We start from the raw sequence: 15954 nt of genomic DNA on the forward strand, positions 1-15954 counted from the left end.
TTGCCATTGACCACTGCGCGCATCCCGCACAAAATCAGCCCTTTACCGACTGGAAGGTGGCAGCCGATGGTTTCTCGCAGCAGCAAGCCCGTCCGGCGAATTCTGGCGGGCGATCGCAGCCTGTTCATCCACAGCATGCCGCGGCATTCGCTGCATGACCTATACCATTACTGCATGACCATCAGCTGGCCGCGTTTTTACCTGTTCATCGCGGCGGCTTTCCTGGCCTTGAACCTGTTGTTCGCCGGCTTTTACCAGTTGCAGCCAGGCGGTATCGCCAACCAGTTTCCACAAGGTTTTCTCGGAGCATTCTTCTTCAGCGTCGAGACGCTGGCCACCGTCGGCTATGGCGACATGCATCCGCAAACCCTGTATACCCACTGGATTTCCATGCTGGAAATCTTTATCGGCATGATGAGCATAGCCTTGATCACCGGCGTCACCTTTGCTCGCTTTTCGCGGCCTAGGGCGCGCATCGTTTTCACCAGCCTAGCGGTGGTGAGGCCGTTGAACGGCGAGCCGGCGCTGATGCTGCGCGCGGCCAATGCCAGAAACAATGTGATCATCGATGCCAGCGCCCGTCTGCGTTTGTTGCAACATGAAGTTACGGCGGAAGGGACGGCGTTTCGCAAGCTCTACGACCTGGAACTGGTGCGCGACGAGCACCCGATGTTCGTGCTGGGCTGGACGCTGGTGCACAAGCTGGATGAGCGCAGCCCGCTGTATCGGCGCGATGCCGAGTCGCTGGCGGCGGTGAAGGCGCAGTTGATCCTGTCCATCAGCGGCATAGACGAAACCACCATCCAGCCCATGGTGGCGCGTCATACCTTCTCGCATCTGGATATCCGCTGGAATCATGTTTTCGCCGACCTGATCTATACCGACGAAGAAGAAAACGACCATGTCGATTATCAGTTGTTGCAAGAGGTGAGGCCGCTGCGCGCCGATGGCGGCCAATCGGACGAGGCTGAGCGGCGCTAGGCTGCATCCGGCCGGCATTCGAAACCATGCCATCCGTCAGGCGGGATTCGGCGGGAAGGTGATGATGAAGGCAGTGTTGTGGCCCGGCTCGCTTTCCAGCCGGATCTGTCCCTTCAGGATCACCTGCACGATATTGTGCACCATCGCCAGGCCCAGCCCCACGCCGCCTTGCCCCATGCGGGTGGTGAAAAAGGGATCGAACACCTTGCCGTGCAACTCCGCCGGAATGCCTTTGCCGTCGTCCTCGTAGCGCAGCGTGATGTCGCCCTGCGATTGGCTGATGGTGATGGCTATGCAGCCCTGGTTGCGCCCTTCGAAGCCGTGGGTCAGCGAGTTGGCGACCAGGTGCGAAACCAGCTGCTCCAGCGCGCTGGGATAATTTTCTATCATCAGGTGGGCCGGCGCGTGCATCTCCACCAGCAGATGCGGGTGATGCTCGGGCGGCAGCAGCGCTTTCAGCAGCTGGCCGATGACTTCGCCGGGGCTGAACACGCGTTTGGGCTGGTCCAGCTGGTCGACGGCAATCTGCTTGAAGCGGCCGATCAGATCGCCGGCCTGTTCGCTGTTGCGTTGCAACAGTTCACAGGTTTCGCCGGCCTTCAGCAGGAAATCCTGCAGTCCCTTGCGCGACAGCTGCTTGTCGGCGTCGGCGCGGGCGATGTCGGCCACGTCGGCCTGGATCTGCGACGAGCATAGAAGGATGTTGCCTATCGGGGTGTTGAGCTCGTGCGCCATGCCTGCCACCATCCGGGCCAGCGCCGTCTGCTTTTCGGCGATGCTGATTTGGTGCATCGCTTTCTTCAGCTCGGCGGTGCGGCTGGCCACCCGTTCTTCCAGATGGCTGTTCAATAGCTGCAGCTCGCCTTCCGCGTGCTTGCGGCGGCTGATGTCGGAGTAGGTGCCTATCATTCGCAGCGGCTGGCCTTGGGCGTCGTGGCTGACCACCATGCCGCGGCCCAGCAGCCAGATCCAGTCCTGGTCCTTGCGGAAGCGATGCTCGGTGACGAAGGAACCCTGGGGTTGGCGCAGATAGCTGGCCAGGTCGGCCAGCACGGTCGGCAGGTCGTCGGGGTGGATGCCGGTTTGCCAGAGCTGGAAATCGGCGATGTCGGCCGGCCGCGACAAGCCCAAGAGTTGCTGGCAGCGGCTGGAGAAAAAGATTTCGCCATTGGCGATGTTCCAGTCCCAGACGCCGTCGCCGGCGCCTTCCAGCGCGAAGTGCCAGCGCTCCTCGCTCTCGCGCAGCGCGCGCAAGGCTTTCTGCTCGCCGGCGCGCAGCAGTTCGAACTCGCGGCGCACCCGCTCGGCCTCGTCGGCGCGCAGGGCGGCGTCTTCCTGCGCGCGGGCCTTGTCGTTGTAGATCTGCTTGAGGTCGCGCTCCACCATGCTGCGGAACTGCGCCAGCAGCTGCCGGTAGATGGGGGTGTAGGCGTTTTCGACGCGGTCGAGTATGCAGATGGTGCCGAAGATGTCCTGATTCGGCCAGGTCAGCGGCATGCCCATATAGGAGATCATGCCCAGCTTGATATCGGGGTTGTCGCACCAGTCCGGATCGGTCAGCGCATTGGGCACGGTCAGCTCGTTGCGGGAGCTCATCACGGTTTCGCAGTACAGGCCGGTGCCGAGGTCGGCCATTTCGTCTTCCTCGTAGGGGTTGCCGGCGCTGTGGCTGGAGAGGAAGACCTTGATGCGCGGCGGCTGCACCTGCATGATCAATGCCGCCGGAATGCTGACTATCCTGGCCAGCAGGTCCAGCACTTGCTGCCATTTTTCCGCGTAATCGTGGCTGACGTCTAGATTGCGGGTTTCTACCTTGGGGGTGGCCATGCGGCAACTCCGCTGCGTGCATATGCTTAGTAGTTTTAGCATATGGCGGCGCGGCGTTGGGCAATGAAAAAGCCCCGCGGCGGCGGGGCTGGGAAGCAAGGTCTTACAGCATCAGGTTCAGCATGCGGTCTATCCGCACCCGGCTCAGGCGGGTCAGCAGCTTCTTGATCTGTTCCGGGTAGTGGCGGACGTCTTCCAGCTGGCGATAGTGCTTGAGCAAGGTGGTGTGGCGCAGGATGCTTTGTTGTTCGGCCTGGCTCTGAGCCTGCAGCTGGCGCTGCGGATCGCGCAGCAGCAAGGCGTTTTCCAGATCCAGCCGGAAGGCGCGCGGATTGAGGTTGTTGCCGGTCAGCAGGATGTAGCGCTCGTCGCCCCACATGCCCTTGAGGTGGAAGGTGTTGTCGCCGTCCTTCCACAGGTGGACGCGCAGTTCGCCGCGGTTGACGAACTGGCGCTGGCGCTTGGCGAAGCGGCGCAGGTTCATCTCGTACAAATAAGGCAGAGCGCCGATCACCCGGAACGGCTGTTTGGGCGGGATGTAGAAATCGTTGGCGGTCTTGTCGCCGACCACGATGTCGATCTCCACGCCGCGGCGCAGCGCGCGGTTGATTTCCAGCACCACCGAGCGGGGGAAGTTGAAATAGGGCGTGCAGATGAAAAGCTTGCGCTCGGTGCTGGCGATGACGTCCAGGATGGCGCGGTTCAGGCGGTTGCCCTTGCCTATGCCGACGATGGGGCTGACGCTAAGCTGATCGGGCGCCGCCTGGCCGCCGGCCAGCCGGTATTGGCTATGCACCAGCTTGTCGCGCAGCTGGCGGATTTCCTTGCGTATGCTGCGGGTGGACGGCGCCGGCTTGTCCAGGCGGAACACCGCCGGGTCGTTGAAGAACTGTTCGGCCATGAAGCCGGCCATCGCGTCGGCCAGCTCCGGATTGCGGATCAGGTGGTAGCGGTCGAAACGGTATTTGTCCAGCTTGTGCAGGTAGACATTGTTGAGGCTGGCGCCGCTGTAGTAGACGGTATCGTCGATGACGAAGCCCTTCAGGTGCAGCACGCCGAACAGCTCGCGGGTTTGCACCGGCACGCCGTAGATCGGGATGTCCAGCTCCCGGCGCGCCGCCTCGTCGCGATACCAGGCGGCGTTGCAGTGCGACTGGTCTTCGCCGATCCTGCCGCGCTGGGCGCGGTGCCAGTCCACCATCACCCGGATGTCCAGGCTTGGGCGGCGCTGCTTGGCTTGGTAGAGGGCGTCCAGTATTTCGCGGCCGGCTTCCTCGTTCTCCAGGTAGAGCGAGCACAGATAGATGCGTTGCTCGGCGGCGGCGATGCCGGCCAGCAGGCGCAGGCGGAACTCGCTAGTTTGCAGCAGCGTGGAGAAGTCTTCCGGCCGCAGAGGCAGCCAGGGCAGACGGGAAAGCGTTGGTCGGGTAAGCAGAAATGCCATGAATGCGCAGTTGAATGACGTTCAATCGACGCATCGTAGCACCGTTTGGCTGGTTTGGGGGAGACGGCGGCGCGCGGGCGGCGGCGCTCAAGTTTTTAAAGTGTCGGCGGGCCGGAGTTTCGCGCATGGCAAGGCAGACGGAAATGTGCAAAAATTCCGGTAACTAGACGAATTGCAGGTTTTTTCCATGCTGGACCGGGACGGATACCGCCCAAATGTCGGAATCATCCTCACCAACTCCAGGAATGAGGTGTTCTGGGGCAAGCGCGTGCGCGAACACTCTTGGCAGTTTCCGCAAGGCGGCATCAAGCCGGGCGAAAGCCCGGAAGCGGCGATGTACCGCGAGCTGCTGGAGGAGGTGGGCTTGCTGCCTCAGCACGTGAAGATCCTGGGACGCACCCGCGACTGGATGCGTTACGAGGTGCCGACGAATTGGGTACGCCGCGAATGGCGCGGCAGTTACAAGGGCCAGAAGCAGATCTGGTTTCTGTTGCGGCTGGTCGGGCGCGACAGCGACGTCTGCCTGCGCGCCACCAGCCATCCGGAGTTCGATGGCTGGCGCTGGAATGATTACTGGGCGCCGGTGGACGCGGTGATCGAATTCAAGCGCGACGTGTACGAGCGGGCGCTGTCGGAATTGTCGCGCTTTTTGCGCGGCGTGGAGAGCCACCACGCCTACCAGGCGCGCACCGGCGCGCAGAGCGAGCATTGACGGCGGCGCCGTTTCAGCTATACCCACACGGCGGGCCGATGCCCGCTGTCTTTTTTCCCGCCGCTCTTGCCGGAGCGGCGCAGGCGCGAGTCGCGGATAAAGCAAGACCAAGAATATGAGCCAACAATACGACGAATCCTCGGTACGGGTGCTGAAGGGGCTGGAGCCGGTGAAAGAGCGGCCCGGCATGTACACCCGCACCACCGACCCCACCCACATCTGCCAGGAAGTGATAGACAACGCCGCCGACGAGGCGCTGGGCGGCTACGCGCGCAAGATCGCCGTCACCGTGCATCAGGACGGCTCGCTGACGGTGGAGGACGATGGCCGCGGCATTCCGGTGGGCCTGCATCCGCAAGAAGGCGTGCCGGTGGTGGAACTGGTGTTCACCCGGCTGCACGCCGGCGGCAAGTTCAACAAGAAGGACGGCGGCGCCTACGCCTTTTCCGGCGGCCTGCACGGCGTAGGCGTGTCGGTGACCAACGCGCTGTCCACCCGCCTGGAAGTGGAGGTCAAGCGCGAGGGCGGCGTGCATCGCCTGGTGTTCTCGGGCGGCGATGTGATCGAACCCTTGGCCCGCATCGGCGACTGCGGCCCGCGCACCAGCGGCACCCGGGTGCGGGTGTGGCCGGACGGCAAATATTTCGAAAGCCCGCGCTATTCGATGCAGGAGCTGGAGCGCCTGCTGCGCGCCAAGGCGGTATTGCTGCCCGGCGTGGCGGTGACGCTGACGGTGGAAAAGTCCAGCGGCGACGAGGTGAAGGTGTGGCAGTACCCGGAAGGCCTGAAGAGCTATCTGGCGGAGCTGTGCGGCGACGACGAGCCGGTGGCGCCGCTGTTCGCCGGCGAAGCGTATATCGGAGACGACCACGAGCAATTCGCCAAGGGCGAGGGCGCGCAGTGGGCCATGGCCTGGTTCGAGGACGGCGCCAGCGGCGAGAGCTACGTCAACCTGATCCCCACCCCGGTGGGCGGCACCCACGAGGCCGGCTTGCGCGCCGGCGTGTTCGACGCGGTGAAGAGCTTCGTCGATCACCACAACCTGTTGCCGCGCGGCGTCAAGCTGATGGCGGAGGACGTGTGGAGCCGCGTGCGCTTCGTGCTGTCGGCCCGGGTGCTGGACCCGCAGTTCCAGGGCCAGACCAAGGACAAGCTGACCAGCCGCGACGCGCTGAAGCTGATTTCCGGCCTTGCCCGCGATCCGGTGGAGCTGTGGCTGAACCAGCACGTGGAAGCCGGCAAGAAAATCGCCGAGCTGGCGATCCGCCAGGCGCAGAGCCGTCTGAAGTCGGTCAAGAAGGTGGAGAAGAAGAAGGGTTCCGGCGTGGCCGTGCTGCCGGGCAAGCTGACCGATTGCGAGAGCGAGGACATCGAGCGCAACGAGCTGTTCCTGGTAGAGGGCGACTCCGCCGGCGGCTCGGCCAAGCTAGCGCGCGACAAGGAGTACCAAGCCATCCTGCCGCTGCGCGGCAAGGTGCTCAACAGCTGGGAGACGGACAAGGACCAGCTGTTCTCCAATGCCGAAATCCACGACATTTCCGTGGCGATAGGCGTCGACCCGCATGGCCCGAACGACGCGCCGGACTTGTCCGGCCAGCGCTACGGCAAGATCGCCATCCTGTCCGACGCCGACGTCGACGGCTCGCACATCCAGGTGCTGCTGCTGACGCTGTTCTTCCGCCATTTCCCGCGGCTGGTGGAGAACGGCAATGTCTACATCGCGCAGCCGCCGCTGTTCCGCGTCGACGTGCCGGGCCAGGGCAAGACCCGGCCGCCGCGCAAGCTGTACGCGCTGGACGAAGGCGAAATGGCGGCCATCCTCGACCGCCTGCGCAGCGAAGGCGTGCGCGAGAACGCCTGGAGCATTTCGCGCTTCAAAGGCCTGGGCGAGATGAATCCGGAGCAGCTGAAGGACACCACGATGAACCCGGACACCCGCCGGCTGAGCCAGGTGCGGGTGCGCGAGGGCCAGCTGCAGCAGACGCTGGACACTTTCGTGATGCTGATGGGCAAGGGCGAGGCGGCCAGCCGCCGCAGCTGGATGGAAGCCAAGGGCAACGAGGTCGAGGCCGACATCTGATCCGGTCCGTGCCGATGCCCGGCAGACCCGCCCGCCTGCGAAGGCCGGCGGGTTTTTTCATGGCTAATCGTAGCGCGCCAGCAGCGCCGCCATCTCGCGCCGGCCGGCGGCGGAAACGCAGGCCGCGCGCAGTTTTTCCAGCGTCGCCGCATCGCGCGCCAGCGGGTGGGCGCGCGACACGTATACCGCCATCGGCTCGCTGCTGATCGGCAATTCGGTCCATTTGTCGGCGGGGGAGGACAGTTCGCGCAGCACGCGGCCGCAGCCGGGCCGCACGCACATCATCGCGTCCAGCCGGCCGATGCGCAGCATGCCGAAGCCCTGGCGCATGTCGGCCACCCGCACCGGGGCGGCGGCGGAAGCCGTCAGAAAGGCGTCCAGCGTATGGGTGCCGCGCAGTATGCCCACCGGTCGTCGCCGGAAGTCCTCGGGCCGCAGCGGGCGGCTGGCCTGGCGGTGGATCAGCGACAGCCGGATGGCGGCGGGACGACACAGCTCCAGGCCGAAGGCGTCGCGCTCCGGCGAGGCGGTGATCAGCGCCAGCGCGTCGCGGCCGGCTTTCAGGTCTTCCACCAGGCGCGGCAGCGGCCGGGTGTCCTGCGCCAGCCGCAGCCCGCTTTGCGCGGCCAGCCAGCCGAGAAAGCGCGGCGTCAGGCCGTCGCCGCTGGCCGGATCGCCCCAGGGCTCTATCGCCTGGCTGTACGCCGGTATCGGCTCGGCATGGGGAAAGAGCGGGCATAGCAGCAGCGCCAGCCCGCCCCACAGGATAGCTTTCATCGCGGCGTCCGGTGTTTGGCGGCTGTTGCAGTATAGGTTGGCCGCGCGCCGGGCCTTACCAGACCTTGAAGACTTGTCCGGTCTCCACGCCTTCGACGCTGCGTTGATAGGCGCGCGCGGCTCTGGCGGCCGGCACGGCCTCGAAGCCGGGGAATAAGTCCTTCAGAGCTTCCCAGGACTCTTGCAAAACGCCGGGGCTGACGACGTTGATCCTTTGGCCGGCTGCCAGCTCCACTGCGGCACCCCGGACGAAGCCTTCTATCGCGGCATTGACGGCGCAGGCGTTGCTGCCGTGTCGGATCGGTATTTCATTGCCCATGCCGCTGGTCAGCGTGATCGAACCGCCATCGCTGAGAAAGTGCTGGCCGATCAGGGCCAGGTTCACCTGCCCCAGCAATTTGCCGTCCAGGCCGATGCGGAACTGCTCGGACGACATTTCGGTCAGCGAGCCCAAGTGCAGGCTGCCGGCCGCGCTGACGATGGCGTCCACCTTGCCGATGCGTTCAAACAGCGCGCGGATGCTGGACGGCTCGGAGAGGTCGACGCGGACCTCCCCGCCGCTGCGGCTGGCTGCGATGACTTGATGATGTGACAGCGCTTGCGACACGGAACGTCCTATGGTTCCGCCGGCGCCGACTAGCAGTATCTTCATGGCCTGTCTCCTGCCCTGGTTTGGGGAATCACCACACGGTCAGCGTCTGGCTGTTGGCGATGCCCTCCACGCTGCGCACATAGGCCAGCGCCGCGCGCGCGGCCGGCACCGGCTCGAAGCCGGGGAAGAAGGGCGCGTAGCCGTCCCAGGACTCTTGCAGCGCGTTGGGGCTGACCACATTGATGCGGCGGTCGCGGCCCAGCTCCAGCGCAGCGGCGGCGGCGAAGCCTTCCAGCGCGCGGTTGACCGCGGTGGCGTTGGCGCCCTGGCGGATGGGTTGGGCGCTGATGATGCCGCTGGTCAGGGTGATGGAGCCGCCGTCATTCAGATAATGCTGGCCGGTCAGCGCCAGGTCGATCTGGCCCAGCAGCTTGTCGTTCAGGCCGATGCGGAAGTCGGCGGCAGTCATCTCGGCCAGCGGGGCGAAGTGCACGCTGCCGGTGGCGCTGACGATGGCGTCGAGGCGGCCGGCCTGCTCGAACATCCACTGCACGCTGGCGCTGTCGGTGATGTCGACGCGCAGGTCGCCGCTGCCGCGGCCGGCGGTGATGACTTGATGGTGGGACAGCGCTTGATGCACGGCGCGGCCCAGCGTGCCGCTGGCGCCTACGAGCAGAATCTTCATGGATGTTCTCCGTTATGGGTTGCGATGTCCGCAGTGTGCATGGATTCGCTGGTTTGATTAATCCGCTATGATGAACAAAATTGATAACTTGGAGTTTCTAATCTCGTGGACCGACTGCTCAGCATGGAATTGTTCGTCGCGGTGGTGGAGAAGGGCAGCTTCACCGCGGCGGCCGACGCCCACCGGTTGTCCCAGCCCATGGTCGGCAAGCATATCGCGGCTTTGGAGGCGCGGCTGGGCGGCAAGCTGCTGGTGCGGACCACGCGCCGGCAGCAGTTGACCGAGCTGGGCCAGCATTACTTTCAACGCTGCCGCGCCATCCTGGCCGAATTGGCGGCGGCCGAGGACGCGGCGGCGCTGCTGCGGGCGCAGCCGCGCGGGGTGCTGCGGATCAATGCCTCGGTTACGTTCGGCACGCTGAGGCTGGCGCCGCTGTTGGCCGATTTCATGGCGCGCTATCCGGATATCGGGGTGGAGCTGGAACTGAGCGACCAGCTGGTGGATCTGGTGGCCGACGGCTATGACGCGGTGTTCCGCATCGGCCATCTGGCCGATTCCGGCATGGTGGCGCGGCGTTTGCGGCCGTACCGGATGATGATCGCCGCCTCGCCCGCCTATCTGGCCGCGCGCGGCACGCCGGCGACGCCGGCCGATCTGGCGGAGCACGACTGCCTGGGCTTCAGCCGCTGGCGGCGCGACGACGGCTGGGAGGCGCTGGCGCAGCGGCATGGCCTGCGGATGCGCGCCAGCCGCTTCCTGTGCAATCAGGGCCAGGCTTTGCGCCAGCTGGCGCTCTCCGGCGCAGGCATCGCGCTGCAGGCGGAGGCGTTATTGGCCGGGGATGTGGCGGAGGGCAGGCTGGTGTCGCTGCTGGACGGCTATCTGCCCGATCCCAAGCCCATGCACCTGATTTACCCGGCCGACCGCCAACCCTTGCCCAAGCTGCGGGTTTTCGTCGATTTCATAGCCGAGCGGCTGGGCGAACTGTGAGGGCAGGTGACCGCCCCTGTCAGAATTTCTCGTTTGTATAGTCCTGCGGCGGCGAGTAGTGTCAAGGCATGAATAGCGATCTGATTCTTCCCAGCCGGCGCGAGCTGTTCGCCGGCTTCTTCTCCATCGGCGTCAGCGGTTTCGGCGGCGTGCTGCCGCAGGCGCACAGCATGCTGGTGCTGAAGCGGCGCTGGCTGTCCGAGGCCGACTTCGCCGAGCAGCTGGGGCTGTGCCAGGTGCTGCCCGGTCCCAATATCGTCAATATGGCGGTGTCGATAGGCGCGCGCTTCCACGGGCCGAGCGGCGCGCTGGCGGCGGTGTGCGGCCTGCTGTTGGCGCCCATGGTCATCGTACTGTTGTTGGCTTCCGTTTACGGCCGCTACCGCCAGCTGCCGCTGGTGGAGCATGTGATGCATGGCCTGGCGGCGGCCGCCGCCGGCCTGTTACTGGCGATGGCGCTGCGTTTGCTGTCCAGGCTGGAGCGGCGTGTCTGGAGCGCGCTGGTGGTGGCCGCCACCTTCGCCGCCATCGCGGTGTTCCGCCTGCCTTTGCTGTGGGTGCTGCTGGCCTCGGCGCCGTTGGCGCTGGCGCTGGCGTGGCTGAACAGAGGGAGGGCGGCGACATGATTCTGTTGGTGCTGCTGTGGCATTTCAGCCTGATGTCGCTGCTGGCGGTGGGCGGCGCCAATGTGCTGTTGCCTGAGCTGCAGCGGCTGGTGGTGGCCGAGGGCTGGATGAGCGCCGGCCAGTTCGCCGAGCTGTTCGCCATCGCCCAGGCCGCGCCGGGCCCCAATGTGCTGGTGGTCAGCCTGATAGGCTGGCATGTGGCCGGCCTGGCCGGGGCGCTGGTCTGCATGCTGGGCATGTGTCTGCCGTCGTCGCTGCTGAGCTTCTATGTCTCCCGCTGGTGGGAGGCCAACCAGGGCGGCGAACTGGCCCGGCTGCTGGCGCGCGCCTTGCTGCCTCTGACGGTGGGCCTGGTCGGCGCCAGCGCCTGCCTGTTGCTACAGGCGGCCAACCGCGACGCCGCCGGCTGGGGCGTGAGCCTGGCGGTGGCCTGGATCGCCTGGCGGCGCAACTGGAATCCGCTGTGGCTGCTGCTGCTGGGCGGGCTGGCGGGCGGCTTGGGCTGGCTCTGATCCGCGGCCATAATGGAGGCATCGGGGCGACGGGGTGCTTCCATCATGGTGAGGGTGTTGAGCATATGGCTGCTGTGCTGCCTGCTGCCGATGGCGCAGGCGGCTGGCATGTCCATCAACTACGCGCTGGTGTCCGGCGACAACGACCCGCACTGGCCCTACATGCAGGCGCTGTTGCAGTTGGCCTGCAGCCAGATGCGCGAGCGTTGCGTGCTCTTGGCGGCGCGCGACATGAACCAGGGGCGCGCCACCGAGCAGATGCTGCGTGCCGGCGGCAGCGTCGACTTGTTCTGGGGGATGACCAGCCGCGAGCGCGAAAGCAAGTTGCTGGCGGTGAAGGTGCCGCTGGACAAGGGGCTGATAGGCTGGCGGGTGCCGCTGATCAGCGCCGACCGGCCGCAGCTGTTCAAGGGCGTGAAAACCCGGCAGCAATTGATGGCGTTTCGCGCCGGGCAGGGACAGGACTGGCCGGACACCCAGATCCTGCAGCATGCCGGCCTGCCGGTGGTGACCAGCGTCGATTATCCCAACCTGTTCTCCATGCTGCGCCAGCGCCGCTACGACTACTTTCCGCGCAGTGTGATCGAGGTGCGGCAGGAGCTGGAGTCGCCGAACAGCAAGGGGCTGATGCTGGACCCCTACCTGCTGCTGCACTACCCCACCGCCTTTTATTTCTTCGTCTCGCCGAAGCGCCCGGAGTTGGCCAGGATGCTGGAGCAGGGCCTGGAGAGGAGCGTCGCCGACGGCAGTTTCGAGCAGCTGTTCAAGTCTTTCAACGGCGATCATCTGCGCGGACTCAATCTGGCGGCGCGCACCATCATCGAACTGGACAACCCGCTGCTGCCGGAGGACACGCCGCTGCGGCGGCGCGAGCTGTGGTTTCACCCCTGAGGCCGGGTGGGTATAATGCCGGCTGATTCCCATAGCGTGTGCCGACATGACCCAGCTGAGCAACGATACCTTCCTGCGGGCCCTCTTGAAGGAGCCGGTTGAATACACCCCGATCTGGATGATGCGCCAGGCCGGCCGCTACCTGCCGGAATACCGCGCCAGCCGCGCGCGCGCCGGCAGCTTCATGGACTTGTGCACCAGCCCGGCCTTCGCCACCGAAGTGACGCTGCAGCCGCTGGACCGTTTTCCGCTGGACGCGGCGATCTTGTTTTCCGACATCCTCACCGTGCCCGACGCGATGGGCCTGGGCCTGTATTTCGCCGAAGGCGAGGGGCCGAAGTTCGAGCGCCCGCTGCGCGACGAAGCCGCCATCCGCGCGTTGCGCCCGGCGCCGCTCGACAAGCTGCGCTACGTGTTCGACGCGGTGGCCAGCATCCGCCAGGCGCTGAACGGCCGCGTGCCCTTGATCGGCTTTTCCGGCAGCCCGTTCACGCTGGCCTGCTATATGGTGGAAGGCGGCGGCTCGGATGACTTCCGCCATGTGAAGGCGATGCTGTACAGCCGTCCGGAGCTGCTGCACCACATCCTGGAAATGAATACCCAGTCGGTGATCGCCTATCTGAACGCGCAGATCGACGCCGGCGCGCAGGCGGTGCAGATTTTCGACACCTGGGGCGGCGCGCTCAGCCATGCCGCCTATCGCGAATTCTCCCTCTCCTACATGCAGCGCATCGTCGCCGGCCTCAAGCGCGAGGCCGACGGCCGGCGCGTGCCGGTGATCGTGTTCACCAAGAACGGCGGCCAGTGGCTGGAAGACATCGCCGGCATCGGCGCCGACTGCGTCGGCCTGGACTGGACCACCGACATCGGCCTGGCGCGCGCGCGCGTCGGCGCCAAGGTGGCGCTGCAAGGCAACTTCGATCCCAACGCCTTGTTCGCCTCGCCGGAAGCCATCGAGCGCGAAGCGGGGCGGATCCTGGCCAGCTACGGCCAGGGCAGCGGCCACGTGTTCAATCTGGGCCACGGCATCTCGCAGTTCGTCGACCCGGCCCACGCCGGCGCGCTGATCGAGGCGGTGCACCGGCTGTCGCGCCCCTATCATTCCCAGTGAGATCCCGGACTATGCTGGTGCCGCGCCCGGTGCGCGGCGCACCAGCGTGGTGCGCGCGGATGTTGCTGAATGAATTCTTGTTTCTGTTTAAACAGAATTCTTATCTTTTATGCAGAAAACCTGTGGAAAAAACCGCGGTTTTTTAAGAATTTATTGCGCTTGTCGTATCGAAGCCTTGGGCGGCCGCCAGGGTATCGACGCCCGTCAGACCGGCTTTCGTTTCTGTTTTTAGATGGATATTTGCAACTTGAAAAATGTCTATTGACAGCGGACGCGGCTGGTGTTTCTGAAGTTATGCACACGGCCTAGTCGCTGTGGCTTCTCTTGTCAAGCGCGCAAGGCAAAAAATAAATAACTTTATAAACCATTGAAAATAAAAGAGTTTTACATTTGATTAATTTTTGTGCAATCCAACGGAAACACTGATTTCATGGCTTTTTGCCAGCGATCAGCATGGTTGTTCACAAAGTTATCCACAAGATCTGTGCACAGCGGATGCAAAGCCTTGTCGCAGCAGGGTTTGCCTGAGGAAGGCATGTAAATGGATGGCAAGGACTTGGTCCAGGTGGTGGTGGATCTGCCATTGCCCGGAACGTTCAGTTACCTGACTCAATCACCCGTCATGGCGGGCGCGAGAGTCTGCGTACCCTTCGGCAATCGGCGGGTGTGTGGCGTGGTTGTCGCGCCGATACCGGGGGAGGGTGTCGCCGAGGTCGACGCCGCCAAGCTGCGATGCATCGAAAGCGTGCTCGACGGACTGCCGGCGCTGCCGGAAGAGTTTCTGGCGCTGGCGCGCTTCGCCTCCGGCTATTATCACTATCCGCTGGGACCTACGCTGTTCACCGCGCTGCCCACCGGCTTGCGCGAGCCGCGCGACGTCATCCGCCCCGACCGCCGGTCATTCCTCCTGACCGCCGCGGGCTTGGCCGAGGCGCCGCCGGCGCGGCAGCGGGCCAGGCTGGCGTTGTGGCAGGCGCTGCAGGACGGGCCGCTGGACCTGGCCGCGGCCAAGGCGGTGACGCCGCAGGCCGGCAAGCTGCTGGCCGATTGGCTGGCCGAGGGCAAGGCGGCGCGCGCGACGCCGGAGCCGGCGCCGCTGCGGCTGGGCGAAGCGCCGGCGCTGAACGCCGAGCAGCAGGCGGCGCTGGACGCGCTGCGCGCCAGCCAAGGTTTTCAGCCCTGGCTGTTGCACGGCGTGACCGGCAGCGGCAAGACCGAAGTCTATCTGCAGCTGATCGCCGATCATCTTGCCGCGCGGCGGCAGGTGCTGGTGCTGGTGCCGGAAATCAATCTGACGCCGCAGCTGATCAACCGTTTCGCCGACCGCTTTCCCGGCAGCCGCATCGTGGTGCAGCACAGCCACCTGGCCGATGGCGAACGGATGCACGGCTGGCTGGACGCCTGGCATGGCGACGCCGAGGTGGTGATAGGCACCCGGCTGTCGGTGTTCACGCCGCTGCCCAGGCTGGGCTTGATCGTGGTGGACGAGGAGCACGACGGCTCGTTCAAGCAGCAGGACGGCCTGCGCTACCACGCGCGCGATCTGGCGGTGTGGCGCGCGCGCCGCGCCGGCATTTCCATCGTGCTGGGCTCGGCTACTCCCTGCCTGGAAACAGTGGCCAATGTCGAGGCCGGCCGTTACCGCAAGCTGGCGCTGATCCGGCGCGCCCACGGCGCGGCGCGGATGCCGGACGTGCGGCTGGTGGACACCCGGCGCCGGCGTCTGGCCGAGGGCCTAGACGAAGGCGTGGTCGAGGCGTTGCGGGCGCGGCTCGCGCGGCGCGAGATGAGCCTGGTGTTCATCAACCGCCGCGGCTTCGCCCCGGTGGTGGCCTGCACCGCTTGCGGCTGGCTAAGCGGCTGCCCGCATTGCTCGGCCAAGCTGGTGGTGCATTTGCTGGAGCGCAAGCTGCGCTGCCACCATTGCGGCTGGGAAGAGCCGGTGCCGCGCGCCTGCCCGGATTGCGGCGACCCCGACATCAAGCCGCTGGGCGAGGGCACGCAAAGGCTGGAGGCGGCGCTGCAGCGGATGCTGCCGGAGGCGCGGGTGCTGCGGATAGACCGCGACACCACCAGCCGCAAGGACGCCTGGGACGAGGTGTACCGCAAGGTGCATGGCGGCGAGGTGGACATCCTGGTCGGCACCCAGATGCTGGCCAAGGGCCACGATTTCGGCACCCTGTCGCTGGTGGCGGTGCTGGGGGCTGACGGCGGCCTGTATTCGGCCGACTTCCGCGCTTCCGAGCGCCTGTTTTCGCAGTTGATGCAGGTGGCGGGGCGCGCCGGCCGCGCCGAAGCGCCGGGCGAGGTGCTGATCCAGACGCAATGGCCCGAGCATCCGCTGTACCAGGCGTTGGCGGCGCATGACTTCGACGGTTACGCCTCCAGCCTGCTGGACGAGCGCCGCCAGGCCGGCTTCCCGCCCAGCGTGTTCCAGGCGCTGCTGCGCGCCGACAGCCCGGAGTTGGCGCAGGCCGCCGCCTTTCTCAAGGAGGCGCGCGCGCTGCTGGAGCCCTTGGCCGACGGCGTATTGATTTCCGGCCCGGCGCCGGCGTTGATGGCGCGGCTGGCGCAGCGCGAGCGCGCGCAGCTGGTGCTGGAGGCGCCGCGCCGCGCCGCGCTGCACAGCCTGCTCGCGCAGGCGCAAGCCTTGCTCGACCCGCTGGCGCGCTGCCATGGCCGCGGCTTGCGCTGGTCGCTGGATGTCGATCCGCAGGAATTATGAG

Annotated in this window: 14 protein-coding genes; 9 read left to right on the top strand and 5 right to left on the bottom strand. The window is 65.7% G+C overall.

Going from position 1 to position 15954, the window contains the following annotated elements:
* The first annotated feature begins 174 nt into the window (after positions 1 to 174).
* On the top strand, positions 175 to 981 hold the full coding sequence (locus MY55_RS18065; RefSeq protein WP_236686470.1) for an ion channel: 807 nt from the start codon (positions 175 to 177) through the stop codon (positions 979 to 981).
* A gap of 36 nt (positions 982 to 1017) precedes the next feature.
* Here the strand turns inward: MY55_RS18065 and MY55_RS18070 are convergent, their stop codons facing one another.
* Complete coding sequence (locus MY55_RS18070; RefSeq protein WP_043580886.1) at positions 1018 to 2808, bottom strand: ATP-binding protein; 1791 nt, start codon at positions 2806 to 2808, stop codon at positions 1018 to 1020.
* A gap of 103 nt (positions 2809 to 2911) precedes the next feature.
* Positions 2912 to 4252, bottom strand: a complete 1341-nt coding sequence (gene pssA / locus MY55_RS18075; protein ID WP_065202843.1) for a CDP-diacylglycerol--serine O-phosphatidyltransferase — start codon at positions 4250 to 4252, stop codon at positions 2912 to 2914.
* A gap of 187 nt (positions 4253 to 4439) precedes the next feature.
* Between pssA and MY55_RS18080 the strand changes: the two genes are divergently transcribed.
* Positions 4440 to 4964: an RNA pyrophosphohydrolase gene (locus MY55_RS18080; RefSeq protein ID WP_043580902.1), complete on the top strand. Its 525-nt coding sequence runs from the start codon at positions 4440 to 4442 to the stop codon at positions 4962 to 4964.
* 115 nt (positions 4965 to 5079) lie between these two features.
* Positions 5080 to 7044: a DNA topoisomerase IV subunit B gene (parE, locus tag MY55_RS18085; RefSeq protein ID WP_043580881.1), complete on the top strand. Its 1965-nt coding sequence runs from the start codon at positions 5080 to 5082 to the stop codon at positions 7042 to 7044.
* Between the two features lie 63 nt (positions 7045 to 7107).
* Here parE and MY55_RS18090 read toward each other — a convergent pair whose 3' ends face one another.
* From MY55_RS18090 to MY55_RS18100, 3 genes are read right to left on the bottom strand one after another with little or no spacing between them, the layout of a single operon-like run.
* Positions 7108 to 7821 (bottom strand): substrate-binding periplasmic protein, encoded by a 714-nt coding sequence (locus MY55_RS18090; RefSeq protein WP_043580879.1) that lies wholly within the window; start codon positions 7819 to 7821, stop codon positions 7108 to 7110.
* A 55-nt stretch (positions 7822 to 7876) separates the two neighbouring features.
* A complete protein-coding gene (locus MY55_RS18095; RefSeq protein ID WP_065202844.1) occupies positions 7877 to 8473 on the bottom strand; it encodes a short chain dehydrogenase in 597 nt (198 codons plus the stop codon).
* 28 nt (positions 8474 to 8501) lie between these two features.
* Entirely contained in the window at positions 8502 to 9098 is a 597-nt protein-coding gene (locus MY55_RS18100; RefSeq protein ID WP_065202845.1) for a short chain dehydrogenase, read from the bottom strand.
* A gap of 105 nt (positions 9099 to 9203) precedes the next feature.
* Between MY55_RS18100 and MY55_RS18105 the strand changes: the two genes are divergently transcribed.
* The 6 genes from MY55_RS18105 (at position 9204) to MY55_RS18130 (ending at position 15953) form a co-directional block, all read left to right on the top strand.
* On the top strand, positions 9204 to 10088 hold the full coding sequence (locus MY55_RS18105; protein ID WP_043580873.1) for a LysR family transcriptional regulator: 885 nt from the start codon (positions 9204 to 9206) through the stop codon (positions 10086 to 10088).
* Between the two features lie 68 nt (positions 10089 to 10156).
* Positions 10157 to 10714 (top strand): chromate transporter, encoded by a 558-nt coding sequence (locus MY55_RS18110; protein WP_043580872.1) that lies wholly within the window; start codon positions 10157 to 10159, stop codon positions 10712 to 10714.
* Positions 10711 to 11226, top strand: coding sequence for a chromate transporter (locus tag MY55_RS18115; protein ID WP_047244429.1), 516 nt, complete (start codon positions 10711 to 10713; stop codon positions 11224 to 11226). The genes MY55_RS18110 and MY55_RS18115 overlap by 4 nt, the downstream gene beginning before the upstream one ends.
* 45 nt (positions 11227 to 11271) lie before the next feature.
* Positions 11272 to 12117 carry a type 2 periplasmic-binding domain-containing protein gene (locus tag MY55_RS18120; RefSeq protein WP_047244430.1) on the top strand — a complete coding sequence of 282 codons (846 nt, stop codon included), beginning with the start codon at positions 11272 to 11274 and terminating at the stop codon, positions 12115 to 12117.
* A 46-nt stretch (positions 12118 to 12163) separates the two neighbouring features.
* Positions 12164 to 13228, top strand: coding sequence for a uroporphyrinogen decarboxylase (hemE, locus tag MY55_RS18125; protein WP_043580866.1), 1065 nt, complete (start codon positions 12164 to 12166; stop codon positions 13226 to 13228).
* Between the two features lie 541 nt (positions 13229 to 13769).
* Positions 13770 to 15953 carry a primosomal protein N' gene (locus MY55_RS18130; protein WP_065202846.1) on the top strand — a complete coding sequence of 728 codons (2184 nt, stop codon included), beginning with the start codon at positions 13770 to 13772 and terminating at the stop codon, positions 15951 to 15953.
* Position 15954: the final 1 nt, after the last annotated feature.

This window comes from Chromobacterium subtsugae (assembly GCF_001676875.1).
Classification (GTDB): domain Bacteria; phylum Pseudomonadota; class Gammaproteobacteria; order Burkholderiales; family Chromobacteriaceae; genus Chromobacterium; species Chromobacterium subtsugae.